The sequence below is a fragment of the Streptomyces sp. NPDC045998 genome (assembly GCF_056430285.1).
This window is the reverse complement of record NZ_JBWKLJ010000006.1, coordinates 174,984-188,507: the sequence shown is the minus strand read 5'-3', so window position 1 is coordinate 188,507 and position 13,524 is coordinate 174,984. Positions and strand designations below refer to the sequence as shown.

The 13,524-nt window shown below is 72.8% G+C and carries 13 protein-coding genes; 10 read left to right on the top strand and 3 right to left on the bottom strand.

Annotated features, from left to right (window positions below):
• Positions 1-10: 10 nt before the first annotated feature.
• Positions 11-1,201: a 3-dehydroquinate synthase family protein gene (locus AC07FJ_RS19540; RefSeq protein WP_479050486.1), complete on the bottom strand. Its 1,191-nt coding sequence runs from the start codon at positions 1,199-1,201 to the stop codon at positions 11-13.
• A 327-nt stretch (positions 1,202-1,528) separates the two neighbouring features.
• Between AC07FJ_RS19540 and AC07FJ_RS19535 the strand changes: the two genes are divergently transcribed.
• From AC07FJ_RS19535 to AC07FJ_RS19525, 3 genes are read left to right on the top strand one after another with little or no spacing between them, the layout of a single operon-like run.
• Positions 1,529-2,371, top strand: coding sequence for an ABC transporter substrate-binding protein (locus AC07FJ_RS19535; protein ID WP_479050484.1), 843 nt, complete (start codon positions 1,529-1,531; stop codon positions 2,369-2,371).
• Positions 2,368-3,168 carry an amino acid ABC transporter permease gene (locus AC07FJ_RS19530; RefSeq protein ID WP_361423672.1) on the top strand — a complete coding sequence of 267 codons (801 nt, stop codon included), beginning with the start codon at positions 2,368-2,370 and terminating at the stop codon, positions 3,166-3,168. The genes AC07FJ_RS19535 and AC07FJ_RS19530 overlap by 4 nt, the downstream gene beginning before the upstream one ends.
• Positions 3,169-3,180: 12 nt before the next feature.
• Complete coding sequence (locus AC07FJ_RS19525; protein ID WP_479050482.1) at positions 3,181-3,951, top strand: amino acid ABC transporter ATP-binding protein; 771 nt, start codon at positions 3,181-3,183, stop codon at positions 3,949-3,951.
• Here AC07FJ_RS19525 and AC07FJ_RS19520 read toward each other — a convergent pair.
• Positions 3,948-4,571, bottom strand: coding sequence for a DUF6629 family protein (locus AC07FJ_RS19520; protein ID WP_479050480.1), 624 nt, complete (start codon positions 4,569-4,571; stop codon positions 3,948-3,950). The genes AC07FJ_RS19525 and AC07FJ_RS19520 overlap by 4 nt on opposite strands.
• 445 nt (positions 4,572-5,016) lie before the next feature.
• Here AC07FJ_RS19520 and AC07FJ_RS19515 point away from each other — a divergent pair, with 445 nt between their 5' ends.
• From AC07FJ_RS19515 to AC07FJ_RS19500, 4 genes are all read left to right on the top strand, one after another.
• Positions 5,017-5,754 carry a nucleotidyltransferase family protein gene (locus AC07FJ_RS19515; protein WP_479050478.1) on the top strand — a complete coding sequence of 246 codons (738 nt, stop codon included), beginning with the start codon at positions 5,017-5,019 and terminating at the stop codon, positions 5,752-5,754.
• A complete protein-coding gene (locus tag AC07FJ_RS19510; protein ID WP_479050476.1) occupies positions 5,751-6,005 on the top strand; it encodes a hypothetical protein in 255 nt (84 codons plus the stop codon). Before AC07FJ_RS19515 ends, AC07FJ_RS19510 begins: the two co-directional genes overlap by 4 nt.
• Positions 6,002-6,784, top strand: coding sequence for a metallophosphoesterase family protein (locus tag AC07FJ_RS19505; RefSeq protein WP_479050475.1), 783 nt, complete (start codon positions 6,002-6,004; stop codon positions 6,782-6,784). The genes AC07FJ_RS19510 and AC07FJ_RS19505 overlap by 4 nt, the downstream gene beginning before the upstream one ends.
• A gap of 112 nt (positions 6,785-6,896) precedes the next feature.
• On the top strand, positions 6,897-8,555 hold the full coding sequence (locus AC07FJ_RS19500; protein ID WP_479050473.1) for a catalase: 1,659 nt from the start codon (positions 6,897-6,899) through the stop codon (positions 8,553-8,555).
• Positions 8,556-8,669: 114 nt separating this feature from the next.
• Here AC07FJ_RS19500 and AC07FJ_RS19495 read toward each other — a convergent pair whose 3' ends face one another.
• The gene (locus tag AC07FJ_RS19495) at positions 8,670-9,485 is read right to left on the bottom strand and encodes an SDR family oxidoreductase (RefSeq protein WP_361423657.1); all 816 of its coding nucleotides are present in this window, start codon (positions 9,483-9,485) and stop codon (positions 8,670-8,672) included.
• Between the two features lie 167 nt (positions 9,486-9,652).
• On the opposite strand from AC07FJ_RS19495, the gene AC07FJ_RS19490 reads away from it, so the two are divergent.
• The 3 genes from AC07FJ_RS19490 to AC07FJ_RS19480 all read left to right on the top strand — a co-directional run bounded on the left by AC07FJ_RS19490 (position 9,653) and on the right by AC07FJ_RS19480 (position 13,493).
• Positions 9,653-10,888 (top strand): FUSC family protein, encoded by a 1,236-nt coding sequence (locus tag AC07FJ_RS19490; protein WP_479050471.1) that lies wholly within the window; start codon positions 9,653-9,655, stop codon positions 10,886-10,888.
• A 126-nt stretch (positions 10,889-11,014) separates the two neighbouring features.
• On the top strand, positions 11,015-12,187 hold the full coding sequence (locus AC07FJ_RS19485; protein ID WP_479050469.1) for a spore photoproduct lyase family protein: 1,173 nt from the start codon (positions 11,015-11,017) through the stop codon (positions 12,185-12,187).
• Positions 12,188-12,296: 109 nt separating this feature from the next.
• Positions 12,297-13,493 carry an amidohydrolase gene (locus tag AC07FJ_RS19480; RefSeq protein ID WP_479050467.1) on the top strand — a complete coding sequence of 399 codons (1,197 nt, stop codon included), beginning with the start codon at positions 12,297-12,299 and terminating at the stop codon, positions 13,491-13,493.
• Positions 13,494-13,524 lie beyond the last annotated feature (31 nt).

Sequence of the window (13,524 nt, the reverse complement as noted above, 5' to 3'; positions counted from 1 at the left end):
CTCCTCGGTGTCAGTGGAAGGTCAGTTCGCGTGCGCGAGGGGCGGGTGTGGGAGTGGGCGTGGGGGTGGGGGTGGCGGTCGGCGCGATCGCGCCGAGTGCCTGGGTCACCAGGTCGTCGTCGACCTCGGTGAGCAGCCGGCCGCGCGCCACGTGGGGCTGTCCGAGCGCGTCGAGCAGCACCATGCGGGCCGGTCCGGAGTACGGGGCGGGCACGGGGCCCGCCGTGGGGCCGCGTCGCAGCGCGGTCGCCACGTCGGCGGCGGTGAGCGGGGCGGGCAGCTCGCGGGGGGCTCCCCAGCGGTCCAGCAGCTCGTGGTGGGCCCGCTCGGCGGCCGGGCCGAGCAGTTCGGCGAGGACGGCGATCCGGGCGGCGACGAGCATGCCCAGCGCGAGGGCGTCACCGTGGCTCAGCCCGGTCCGCAGGGACAGCAGGGCGTCGGCGACGGTGTGGCCGTAGCGGAACGCCGTGGCCGGGCCCTGTTCGCGCGGGTCGTAGCACATGAGCGTGGCGCGGATCTCGGCGCTCAGGGCGACGGCGCGTGCCAGCGGCAGCGCGTCGTAACCCGTGAGGTCCGGCCTGAGCAGGGCGCCGACCGAGTCGTAGAACGCCGGGCTGACCGCCAGGACGTTCCGGACGAGGGCGGCCAGGCCGGAGCGCAGCGCGCTGGGCGGAAGGGTGCTCAGCAGGTCCAGCTGGGCCCAGACCAGCGCGGGCGCCGTGCCCGGGGCGCCGGAGCGCTCCAGGGTGAAGGCCGTGTCGGTCATGGCCCGGGGGGTGGTGGGCAGGAGGATCAGCCGCGGTCCGCGCCCGGTGGGGTCGCCCCGGGCGGTGTCGGCGGCGCGGACGGCCAGGCGGGCCGCGGCGTCGAGGACGCCGGTGCCGCCGAGCGCGACGACCACGGAGCCGGGCGCGGGGCGCACGGCCCAGGACGCGTCGGGGCTGCCGGGGGTGTCGGGGGTGTCCGGCGCCGTCAGCCGCCGCACGGGGGCGACCGGGCCGAGCAGGCGCTCCGCCCAGGCGGTGTGCGCCTCGGGCAGACCCGCACGCGAGACGAGCCAGAACGCGTCCGGTGCGAGTCCGGCGGCGCGCCGGGTGAGCTCGTCGCGGCCGGTGTCACCGCTCCGTACGAGGACGGGGTAGTGGACGTTGCCGGCGAGCATGGCGCGGTCGATGGACGCTGCGGAAGTGGTGCGCATCATGGGGGGCTCACTCATCACGTGGGGTTCGGAATGTCGCCCCTTCAAGCTCCGCCGCCCGGCGTCCCGGCGGCATGAGGCGCCGGCCCCCATGCGGCCCCTGTCCCGACCCGGGGGTCCCGGGACAGGCCGCCCGTGACGCCCTGGGGCGCGGGCCCCGCGCTGCCGTACCCACCGGCGTCCGTACCAGCGGCCGGACCCGCGACCGGACCGGCGTCCGCACAGGCGTACGCAAACGCCGCGACGTCCCGGCCGGGGTGGCATACGATCATGGTCGGCGGTCGCCTCACCCGGTACCGTCCGCCGCTCCCCCGGTCATGGAGGTCAACCGTGCTCAGGACAACCGTCGGCAAGCGCGCCCCTCGTCCCCGTACCGTCCTCACCGCCTGCGCCACCGTGGCCGGCCTGGTGCTGGTCGCCGGGTGCGGCAACGGCGACGAGGGACCCGGTGAGGCCGCGGGCGGAGTGCCCGTCGTCGAGAAGGGCAAGCTCACCGTCTGCACCCATCTGCCGTACCCGCCCTTCCAGTTCGAGCGGAACGGCGAGATCGTCGGCTTCGACGTGGCGCTGGTCGACCTCGTGGCGAAGAACCTCAAGGTCGAACAGAAGATCCTCGACACGCCGTTCGAGAACTTCAAGACGGGCGCGTTCCTCAACTCCGGCAAGTGCGACCTCGCCGCCGCCGGCATGACGATCACCGACGAGCGCAAGAAGAACGTCGACTTCTCCGTCCCCTACTTCGACGCCACCCAGGCCCTCCTGGCGAGCAAGAAGAGCGGCGCCACCACCCTCGCGGACGTCAAGGCGAAGAAGCTGAAGCTGGGCGCGCAGGCGGAGACCACCGGCGAGAGCTACGCCACGAGCCAGGGCTTCGACCCGGTGGCGTTCGAGAGCTCCGACGCCGTCCTCAACGGGCTGCGCACCGGTCAGGTCGACGCGGTCGTCATCGACTACCCGGTCGTGCAGGGCTGGCTGAAGGAGAAGGCCACCGCCGACGCGTTCGCGCTCGGGCAGAACATCGAGACCGGTGAGCAGTACGGCTTCTCGGTGAAGAAGGGCAACGACAAGCTCCGCGCCGCGATCGACAAGGCGATCACCGACGCCAAGGCCGACGGCACGTACAAGAAGGTGTACGAGGAGTGGATCGGCCCGATGCCCAAGGGCGTGTCGTGACCTCACGCCTGACGCGGCGCCAGCGGCGGCGGATCTCGCAGGGGGTGCAGTACGCGGTCTTCGTCGCCGCCCTCGTCCTGCTCGGCGTCCTGGCGGACTGGGACCGCCTGCAGAACCAGTTCGCGCAGGCGGACCTGGCCACCCGGCTCTTCCCCGACATCATCACCACGGCGCTGCGCAACACGGTGGTGTACACCGTCTCCGGGTTCGTCTTCGGTCTCGTCCTGGGCCTGCTCATCGCCCTGATGCGGCTGTCGTCGGTGGCGCCGTACCGGTGGGCCGCGGGCGTCTACATCGAGATCTTCCGGGGTCTGCCCGCCCTGCTGATCTTCATCTTCGTGGGGGTCGCCGTACCGCTGGCGTTCCCCGGTACGGAGATCCCCGGCGGTACGTACGGCAACGTCGCCCTCGGTCTCGGGCTGGTGGCCGCGGCGTACATGGCGGAAACGATCCGGGCGGGCATCCAGGCCGTGCCGAAGGGCCAGATGGAGGCGGCGCGCTCGCTGGGCTTCTCGCACGCCCGCGCCATGGTGTCGGTGATCCTCCCGCAGGCGTACCGGATCATCATCCCCCCGCTGACCAACCAGCTGGTGCTGCTGTTCAAGGACTCCTCGCTGGTGCTGTTCCTCGGGGTGACGCTGCAGGAGCGGGAGCTGACCAAGTTCGGGCGGGACCTGGCCAGCCAGACCGCCAACTCCACGCCCATCCTCGTCGCCGGGCTGTGCTACCTGCTGGTGACGATTCCGCTGAGCTTCCTGGCCCGGCGCCTCGAGGCCCGTGCCGCCAGGGCGAAGTGAGGGACGACGCCGATGCCAGAGAACGAGATCGAGATCCGGGGGCTGTACAAGTCCTTCGGTGCCAACGAGGTGCTGCGCGGCATCGACCTGGACGTGGCCGCCGGTGAGGTGGTGTGCGTCATCGGGCCGTCCGGCTCCGGCAAGTCGACGCTGCTGCGCTGCGTGAACCTGCTGGAGGAGCCGACCAGGGGCACGGTGTTCGTCGGCGGTACGGAGGTCACGGACCTGGACGTGGACATCGACGCCGTACGCCGCCGGATCGGCATGGTGTTCCAGCAGTTCAACCTCTTCCCGCACGTCACGGTGACCGAGAACCTGACGCTGCCGCAGCGGCGGGTGCTGGGACGCGGCAAGGAGCACGCGGCGAAGGTCGCCCGCGAGAACCTGGCGCGCGTCGGCCTCGCCGACAAGGCGGACGCCTATCCGGCGCAGCTGTCCGGCGGGCAGCAGCAGCGGGTGGCGATCGCCCGGGCGCTGGCGATGGGCCCGGAGGTGATGCTCTTCGACGAGCCGACGTCGGCGCTCGACCCGGAGCTGGTGGGCGACGTGCTGTCGGTCATGCGGATGCTGGCGGCGGAGGGCATGACGATGATGGTCGTCACGCACGAGATGAGCTTCGCCCGGGAGGTCGCCGACCGGGTGGTGTTCATGGACGGCGGCGTGATCGTCGAGGAGGGCCCGGCCGCGCAGGTGGTCGGCGATCCGCGCCATGAGCGCACCCGCCACTTCCTCACCCGCATCCTGGACCCGGCCGCGGCCCCCGGCCCCGAGGAGAGGTCCTAGGGGGTGCGGACGGCGTCGGTTCGGGCGGCCCGGACCAGCAGGAGGGCCGACGCGACGGCGGCGAAGGCGCACCAGGTGGAGACGAACTCCAGCCGCCACAGCAGGAGGCACACCACCGCGCCCGCCGCGACGACCGCGCCGAGCAGCCGCAGGAGCCCGTCCCGCGCCAGCAGCAGCGCGCCGACCGTCGCCACGAGGTAGCCGGCGATCAGCAGCGGCGCGTACGGCAGGTCGAGGACGTACCCGACGGTGCGGCCGCGGATCTCGGCGGTGACAGGCCGGGTCGCGAGGCAGTACGCCAGGGCGGCGGCCGTCACGGCTCCGGTGGCGGCGGGGGCGGCGAGGCGCCGCCGGCCGCCCGGCGGCGCGGCGGCCAGCACTCCGAGCGGCACCCACACCGGCAGCAGCGGCAGCGCGATCACCGCCCAGGCGAGGGTGGCCGGGCCGCTGCCGCCGCCCGCCCGCCACACGGCGGCCTCCACGATCTGGTGCGCGCCGAGGAGCAACGGCAGTGCGGCGAGCGGCAGTTCCCGGGCCCGGCGCACCCGCGCCGTACAGGCCACGCCGATCGCGGCGACGACCGTGCCCGCCGCCAGATCGGCCGTGGCGCTCCAGCACATGGTGGGTAGCGTACGGGGGCAACCGATCAACGGCCCGGAGGAGAACCCAAGGCGGGGCTTCAGGTGTCGCGCGCGACACCGGCGGACTGGTCGACCGTGCACGCGTGGGCCGTGGCGGAGGGGTGGAACCCCGGCCTGTCCTACGGGCCGTGCTTCTTCGTACAGGACCCCGACGGGTTCTTCGTGGGCCGGCTCGACGGGACCCGGCCCCGGTGTCGGCCGTCTCGGTCGTCCGGTACGACGACCGGTACGCCTTCCTCGCCACGAGACGAACCCGGCCGCCGTCGCGCCGGCGCGCGCACGGGGGCTGGTGCCGTCGTTCGAGACGGCCCGCATGGACCATCCGGGTGTGTCCTTCCAATGATCCCCTCGGATGGGGGGTCGTTTCGCGCATTGCGGGTACCCGAACCCCCTCCTGCAGCCGAGGAGGGGAGGACGGAGCACCGTGACACATCATTCGCACGACGCCATCCGGCCCGAGGGGCCGGAGGAACCGGCCGGGCTGCGGCTGGCCGGGGGCAGAGCGGTGGAGGGCGACCCCACCGCCGTGCCGTTGGACGTCGCCATGGGCGGCGGAGGGGCGGCCGGGGAAGCCTGGCTGCCACGGGACAGGATGCAGGCCATCCTGGAGGCCACCAAGCAGGTGGCGGGGCTGCTCAAGGGTGCCGGGCTCCGGTTCGCCCTGGCGGGCAGCGTCGCGGCGTACGCGCACGGCGTGCCGGGCAACCTCCAGCACGACACCGACTTCGCGATCCTGCGCGAGGACGCGGAGGAGGTGGCCCGGGTGCTGGAGGGCGCCGGGATCCCGGTGCGCAAGCCGCCGGAGGACTGGCTGATCAAGGCGACGGCCCACGGCGAGAACATCGACCTGATCTTCGAGCTGGCCCGGCACCCGGTGACGCCCGACCTGCTGGAGCGCGCGGACGTCCTGCCGGTCGACTCGGTGCGGATGCCGGTGCTCGCGCCGACGGACCTCGTGGGCAGCCTGCTGGCGGCCTTCTCCGAGCACCACTGCGACTTCGGGGCCGTCCTGCCGATCGCCCGGACGCTGCGGGAGAAGATCGACTGGGAGCTGCTGCGGCGCGAGAGCCGGGGGTCCGCGATGCCCGAGGCGTTCCTGTTCCTGCTGGAGCGCCTGAACGTGATCGAACCGGTCACCGAACGACGGGAGGGACCGTCATGAGCGCGGCCGACACCGCCGAGTACCGCATCGCCCACTTGCGGGACCGGCTGGCCAGCGAGGACATCGCCGAGCTGGGCGTACGCATCGAGCAGCGGGGAACGAGCGTGATGCTGTACGGCACCGTCTCCAGCACCGCCTGCCGCACCGAGATCCTGCGGATCGCCGAGGAGGAACTGGCCGGGCTCCCGCTGCGCGAAGACCTGGTCGTGGCCTCCGCGAACCCGCCCGACCACTCCGAGGAGCTGTCGTGATCCGAGTAGCAGCCGTCGGCGACATCCATCTGGGACCGGACAGCGCCGGAACGCTGCGGCCCGCCTTCGAGACCCTCCGCGAGTGCGCGGACGTGCTGCTCCTGGCGGGCGACCTGACGCGGCACGGCACGGCCCGGGAGGCGGAGGTGGTCGCCGGGGAGGTGGCCGGTCTCGGTGTGCCGGTCGTGGCGGTCCTGGGCAACCACGACTACCAGAGCGATCAGGAGACGGAGGTGACGGCGGCGCTGGACGCCGTCGGTGTGACGGTGCTGGAGGGCCAGGGCACCGTGCTCTCCATCGACGGGGTACGGGTCGGCGTCGCCGGGACCAAGGGGTTCTGCGGCGGTTTCGCCGGGCGCAGCGGCGGTGAGTTCGGCGAGCCGGAGATGAAGTCGTTCATCCGCTACACCCGGCGCTGCGCGGACGCCCTGCGAGGGTCGCTGGAGACCCTGGACGAGGCGGGCTGCGCGGTGCGGATCGCCCTGACGCACTACTCCCCCGTGGCGGACACGCTGGCGGGCGAGCCGCTGGAGATCTACCCGTTCCTGGGCAGCTACCTGCTCGCCGAGGCGGTGGACGAGGCGGGCGCGGACCTGGCCGTACACGGTCACGCGCACATGGGCGTCGAACACGGCATGACCAGCGAGGGGATCCGGGTGCGCAACGTCGCCCAGCCGGTGATCGGCCGGGCCTTCGCCATCTACCACCTGCCGGTGCACACGGCGTCCGGGGACGGGGAGGGCACGCGGACGCGGGAGCGGGCGGGGGCGGTGCGGTAGTCGCGGCAGTGGCGCAGCGCTCGCGTTAGTCCTCCACGAAGCGGGGGTAACGGAGGATACTGCGACACATCGGACCAAACCGTAGAGATGGCATCAAAAGGAGCCGAGGATCGTGACGGACGTATCGAGCCGGGGTCCCGCGCCCGGCGACGACCGGAAGGTGCTCACCAACCGCCAGGGGCACCCGGTCTACGACAACCAGAACCAGCGCACCGTCGGCGCCCGCGGCCCGGCGACGCTGGAGAACTACCAGTTCCTGGAGAAGATCAGCCACTTCGACCGGGAACGCATCCCCGAGCGTGTCGTGCACGCCCGCGGCGTCACCGCGTACGGCTACTTCGAGGCGTACGGCGCCTGGGGCGACGAACCGATCAGCCGCTACACCCGCGCCAAGATCTTCCAGGAGCGCGGCAAGCGCACCGACCTGGCCGTCCGCTTCTCGACGGTGATCGGCGGCCGCGACTCCTCGGAGGCCGCCCGCGACCCGCGCGGGTTCGCGGTGAAGTTCTACACCGAGGACGGCAACTGGGACCTGGTCGGCAACAACCTGGGCGTGTTCTTCATCCGGGACGCGATCAAGTTCCCGGACGTGATCCACTCGCTCAAGCCCGACCCGGTCACCTTCCAGCAGCAGCCGCGCCGGATCTTCGACTTCATGTCGCAGACCCCGGAGTCCATGCACATGCTGGTGAACCTCTTCAGCCCCCGGGGCATCCCCGCCGACTACCGCCACATGCAGGGCTTCGGTGTCAACACGTACAAGTGGGTCAACGAACAGGGCAACACGGTCCTGGTCAAGTACCACTGGATGCCCAAGCAGGGCGTGCGCAGCATGACCGAGGAGGACGCGGCCAACGTCCAGGCCGAGAACCTCGGGCACGCCACCAAGGACCTGTACGACGCGGTCGGGCGCGGCGACTACCCCGAGTGGGAACTGCTGGTCCAGATGATGGAGGACCACGACCACCCGGAGCTGGACTTCGACCCGCTGGACGACACCAAGACCTGGCCGGAGCAGGACTTCCCGCCGAAGCCGGTGGGCAAGATGGTGCTCAACCGGATGCCGGAGAACTTCTTCGCCGAGAACGAGCAGATCTCCTTCGGCACCGGCGTCCTCGTGGACGGGCTGGACTTCTCCGACGACAAGATGCTGGTCGGCCGGACCTTCTCGTACAGCGACACCCAGCGCTACCGGGTCGGCCCGAACTACCTCCAGCTGCCGGTCAACCAGGCCAAGAACGCCGACGTGCGCACCAACCAGCGCGACGGCTTCATGACGTACCGCCAGGACGGCCACGGCGAGAACCCCGACGTCAACTACGAGCCGTCGATCAGGGGCGGGCTGCGCGAGGGCCAGTACCCCACGCACGACGAGCAGGGCCCGGAGATCCGGGGCCGGCTCACCCGCAAGCGGATCCCGCGCACCAACGACTACCTGCAGGCCGGGCAGCGGTACCTGCTGATGGAGCAGTGGGAGCGCGACGACCTGGTGCACAACTTCGTCAACGCGCTGAAGCAGTGCGACCGCCCCGTGCAGGAGCGGATGGTCTGGCACTTCCTGCTGGTCGAGAACGACCTCGGGCTCCGGGTCGGCGAGGGCCTGGGCATCAGCCCGCAGGACGTCGCCCACCTCGAACCGCTCGCGAGCCAGGACCTCACCGAGGAGGACCGCAAGCGGCTGGCGAACCTCGGGGAGAACCCGCCCCGGGACGTCGAGGGCCTGACGATGACGCACTGCGTGCCGGACGAGCGGCATGTGGTGACGCGCTGACCCGCTGACGGCGCACGGCGCAGGGCCCGCCCGGAACAGCCGGGCGGGCCCTCGTCGTGTGCCGCGCTCAGGGCTCAGGGGCGGCGCGGGGTTTCGGGTTCACGGGGCGCGGGCTCAGGGGCGGCGCCAGGCGTCGCTCTCCAGGTGGGACCCGGCCTGCGGGCCCATCCGGAGCATCCCGCCGTCCACGACCCAGGACGCGCCGGTGACGTACGAGGACTCCTCCCCCGCGAGGAACGCGATGACCGAGGCGACCTCGCGCGCGTCGCCCGGCCGGCCCAGCGGTACGCCCGGCCGGGACTTCCGTGTCACGTCCTCGTCCTCCTGGCCCGTCATGGGCGTGGCGATCTCGCCGGGCGCGACCGCGTTCACGGTGATGCCGTGCTCGGCCAGCTCCAACGCCATCACCTGGGTGAGCAGCCCGAGGCCGCCCTTGGCCGCGCAGTAGGGCGCGGCGCCGACCCGCGGCTGGTGCTCGTGCACCGAGGTGACGTTGACGATCCGGCCGCCGCCGCCCTGGCCGATCATGCGGCGTGCGGCGATCTGGCCGCAGAGGAACGGCCCGATCAGGTCGACGTCGAGGACGCCGCGTACGGTCTCGTACGCCATGTCCAGGAAGGGCGTGGCCGTGCCGGTGCCGGCGTTGTTGACCAGGACGTCGATGCGGCCGAGTTCCTCGGCGAGCCGGTCCACCGCGCCCGCGGCGTCCGGCAGTTTGGTCAGGTCCATGTGGGTGACGGCGGCCCGGCGCCCGTGTGCCCGTACCTCCTCGGCGGTCCGCCGGGCGCCCTCCTCGTCGGTGTGCCAGGTGATGCCGATGTCCATGCCCTCGGCGGCGAGCCGCACGGCGGTGGCGCGGCCGATGCCCGAGTCGGACCCGGTGACGACGGCGACGGGGGTGTGGGCGCGGTCGCGGGCGGGTGAGTGCATCGCTCCTCCTCGACGGTGGTCACTCGACCGTGGCCACGTGACGGTGGCCACGTGACGGTGGTCAGGGCTTTGGCGGTACCACGTCACCCGGGCGGCAAACACGGGCGTCCGGGCGGTTACCGGGACGCGTGTGTACTGAGTGACTCATGATCGGGCAGGGGAATGAAATGCCAGAAGTATCAGCTCCTGTGATCAAACTGGTGCGGCGGACGACCGAACCTGTCGCAGCTCAGACCATTCGCTCGACCGCCGCGGCCGTCATCTCGTTCGTCGTCGCCCTGGCCGTCCTGCCCGACCAGCCCTCTCCCCTGACGGCGCCGCTCACGGCGCTGCTGGTCGTGCAGGTCACGCTCTACTCGACCCTGACCACCGGCATCCGCCGGGTGAACTCGGTCGTGGTCGGCGTCCTCATCGCCATCGGCTTCTCGGCGCTGGTCGGACTGACCTGGTGGAGCCTCGGCCTGACGATCTTCACCTCGCTGATCATCGGACGGCTGGTACGGGTGGACGAGTTCGTACCGGAGGTGGCGATCAGCGCCATGCTGGTCCTCGGCGTGTCGCAGATCGCCTCCATGGCCTGGCACCGGGTGCTGGAGACGCTGATCGGCGCCGGGGTCGGCCTGCTGTTCAACCTGCTGTTCGCGCCGCCCGTGTGGGTGCAGAGCGCCGGGGCATCCATCGACGGCCTGGCGCGCGGGATGGGCCGGATGTTCCGGACCATGGGCGACGAGATCGGCGCGGGGCACATCCCGTTCGCGCACGCGGCGGCCCGGCTGCACGAGGCGCGGCGGCTGGACCACGACATCGTGGAGGTCGACGCCTCGCTGCGGCAGGCGGAGGAGAGCCTCATGTTCAACCCGCGGGTACGGGAGGGGCTGCTGTCGCGGATCGTGCTGCGCACCGGCCTGGACACGCTGGAGATCTGCGCCGTGGTGCTGCGGGTGCTGACCCGCAGCCTGACCGACCTGGCGAAGTTCCGCACCGAGGAGTCGCTGTTCCCACCGGACGTGGCCGACGGGCTCAAGGAGCTGTTCGGGCAGATGGCCGACGCCATCGAGAGCTTCGCCCGGCTGATCACCACCCAGGTGGCGGCCAACGCCGAGCGCGCCGAGGAGCAGCTGACCGAGGCGCTCGCCGCGAGCCGGGCCACCCGCGACCGGGTCGCCGACATGCTCCTGGAGGACGTACAGGAACACCCCCGGCAGTGGCAGCTGCACGGGGCGCTGCTCGCCGAGATCGACCGCATCCTCGACGAGCTGGACCTCGACAAGCGCAGCGAGCGCCTCATGGAGGAGCTGGACCGCCGCTCGGCCGAGCTGGGCGAACGGCACCCGCGGTTCCTCGCCCTGGGCCGCCGGCTGCGCAGCCGCCGCGCGGAGCGCCGCCCCCGGGTGGAGGCGTAGGGCCTGGGGCCGGCGGGCCGGCGGGGCGGCGGAGGCCCCGGGGACCGCGGCGGAGGGCCTTCGGCGCGGCCGCTGTCAGAGGGGGGTGGCACGCTGGAGGGAGTGCCGCCGCCCCGTGGAGAACCGATGCACCGCCCGCCCCCGCCCCCACCCCCGCCGCCCGATGGCCCGGACGCCCTCTTCGGCCTCCAGGAGCTGCTGGGCGCCACCGAGGAGCCGGAGCCCCGGCCGGAACCGGGAGGTCACGACCTCCTCGACGTGACCGAGATCCACGCCGAGCCGGCCGCCGCGCTGTCCCCGCGCGGACGCGCCATCATCGGCCGGTTCCCCGGCGCGCGCCTCATCGAGGTGGGCTCCCACTGGAACATCCCGCACCTGCACGGCAACGAGGGCAACGCGGACCGCTGGGTGCGCGTGAAGCGGCAGACGCTCGTGCTGGGCGTCCGCAAGTCGTTCGACGTCCGCCCGAACGGCCGCTCCGCCGACTGGATCGCCCCCGGCGCCTCCAACGGGTGCGCCATGGCGTGCGCGTACTGCTATGTGCCCCGGCGGAAGGGCTACGCCAACCCGATCACCCTCTTCACGAACGTGGAGGAGATCATCGGGGCCCTGGACCGCCACATCGACGGGCTGGGGCCCAAGCCGGAGCCCAACCAGTGCGACCCCGACCGGTGGGTGTACGACATCGGTGAGAACGGCGACTGCTCGGTGGACGCGCTGATCGGCGACGGCACCGCCGCACTCGTCCACGCCTTCCGGCGCCGGCCCACCGCCAAGGCGTCCTTCGCCACCAAGTACGTCAACCGCGAGCTCCTCGGCCTCGACCCGCGCGGCGCCACCCGTATCCGCTTCTCCGTCATGCCACCGGCCGACTCGCGGCTCCTGGACATCCGTACGAGCCCGGTGGCGGACCGGATCGCGGCGGCGGGCGACTTCCTCGCCGCCGGGTACGAGGTGCACTTCAACCTCTCCCCCGTCGTGGTCCGGCCCGGCTGGGAAGCCGACTGGGCCGACCTGCTGCGCCACATGGACGACGTCCTGCCTCCCGCCGTCAAGGCGCAGGCGGCGGCCGAGGTCATCATGCTCACCCACAACCGCGAGCTGCACGAGGTGAACCGGACCTGGCACCCGCGCGCCGAGGACGTCCTGTGGCAGCCCGCCCTGCAGCAGGCCAAGCGCTCGCAGAACGGCGCCCGCAACGTCCGCTACCGCAACGAGGTCAAGCGTGAGTCGGTCGCGCGCCTCACGGCGCTGATCGGCACCCACGCGCCCTGGCTGCGCGTGCGGTACGCGTTCTGACCCGACGCGTACGGCTCCGGGGGCATCGTGCGGCGGAGGCGTGGAACACGTCCGCCAGGCCGTGCGAGAGCGCCGGCCGGCCCGACCGCCGTCCCGAGGAGGCCCCGACGTGTCCGACGCCCTCGAGCCCGTGTACGCCCGCGTCCGCCAGGAGGTCGCCGCGCGCGCCGACCGGTTGTGGGAGGTCGCCCTCGCGCTGCACCGCGACCCGGAGACCGCCTTCGAGGAGCACCGGGCGGCGCGGCTGCTCTCCGGTGAGCTGGAGGCCGCCGGGTTCGAGGTGGAGCGGGGCGTCGCCGGCCTGCCGACGGCGTTCGCCGGCCGGACCGGTGGCGGCGGGCGGCCCCGCGTGGCGCTGCTGCTGGAGTACGACGCGCTGCCCGGCCTCGGCCACGCCTGCGGCCACAACGTGATCGCGGCGGCCGGTCTGGGCGCGGCGCTCGCCGCGGGGGCGGCGCTCGGCCGGGTCGAGGGCTCGCTGCTGGCCGTCGGCACCCCGGCCGAGGAGCACGGCGGCGGCAAGGTCGTCGAGGTGGAGGCCGGGCTCTTCGACGAGGTGGACGCCGCGCTGATGGTGCATCCGGGCGTGTACGACTGGACGTGGGCCCCGCTGACGGCGAGCGCGCAGCTGCGGGTCGGCTTCCACGGCCGCGCCGCGCACCCCACGGGCAACCCGAGGGAGGGCATCGACGCGCTCGGCGCCCTCATCCAGCTGTTCAACACGCTGCCCGTGCTGAGCAGGAGGCTGCCGCCCGGCTCCCACGTCCAGGGCATCATCTCGGACGGCGGCCGTGCCACGAACATCGTCCCGGACTACGCCGAGGGCCTCTTCGGGCTGCGCGGCGGCACCACGGCGGCCCGGGAGGAGCTGGAGGCGGAGCTGCGCTCCTGCGCCCAGGGCATCGCCCTCGCCACCCGTACGACGGTGGACGTGGAGCGGGTGGGCGAGGGATACGAGCACTTCCGCGACAACGACGTGCTGTCCGGCCGGTTCGCGGACCACATCGAGCGGGCGGGGCTGCGGCTCTCGGAGCCGGTGCCGGGCATCTACCTCGGCTCGTCCGACATCGGCAACGTCAGCAACCGGGTGCCCGCGATCCACCCCTGGGTCTCGATCATGGACCCGGAGGACGGCGCGGACCACACCCCGCGGTTCGCGGCCGCGGCCGCCTCCCCGCGTGCGCGGCGGGCCATGCTCGCGGCGGCCGAGGCTCTCGCCTGTACGGCGGCGGACGTCCTGCTGCGTGCGGAGGTGCGGGAGCGGGCGTGGGCCTGCCTGCGGGACAAGGCCGCGGCCGGGCTGTGACGCGGGGCCGGCACCGGTGGTCCCGTCCGCC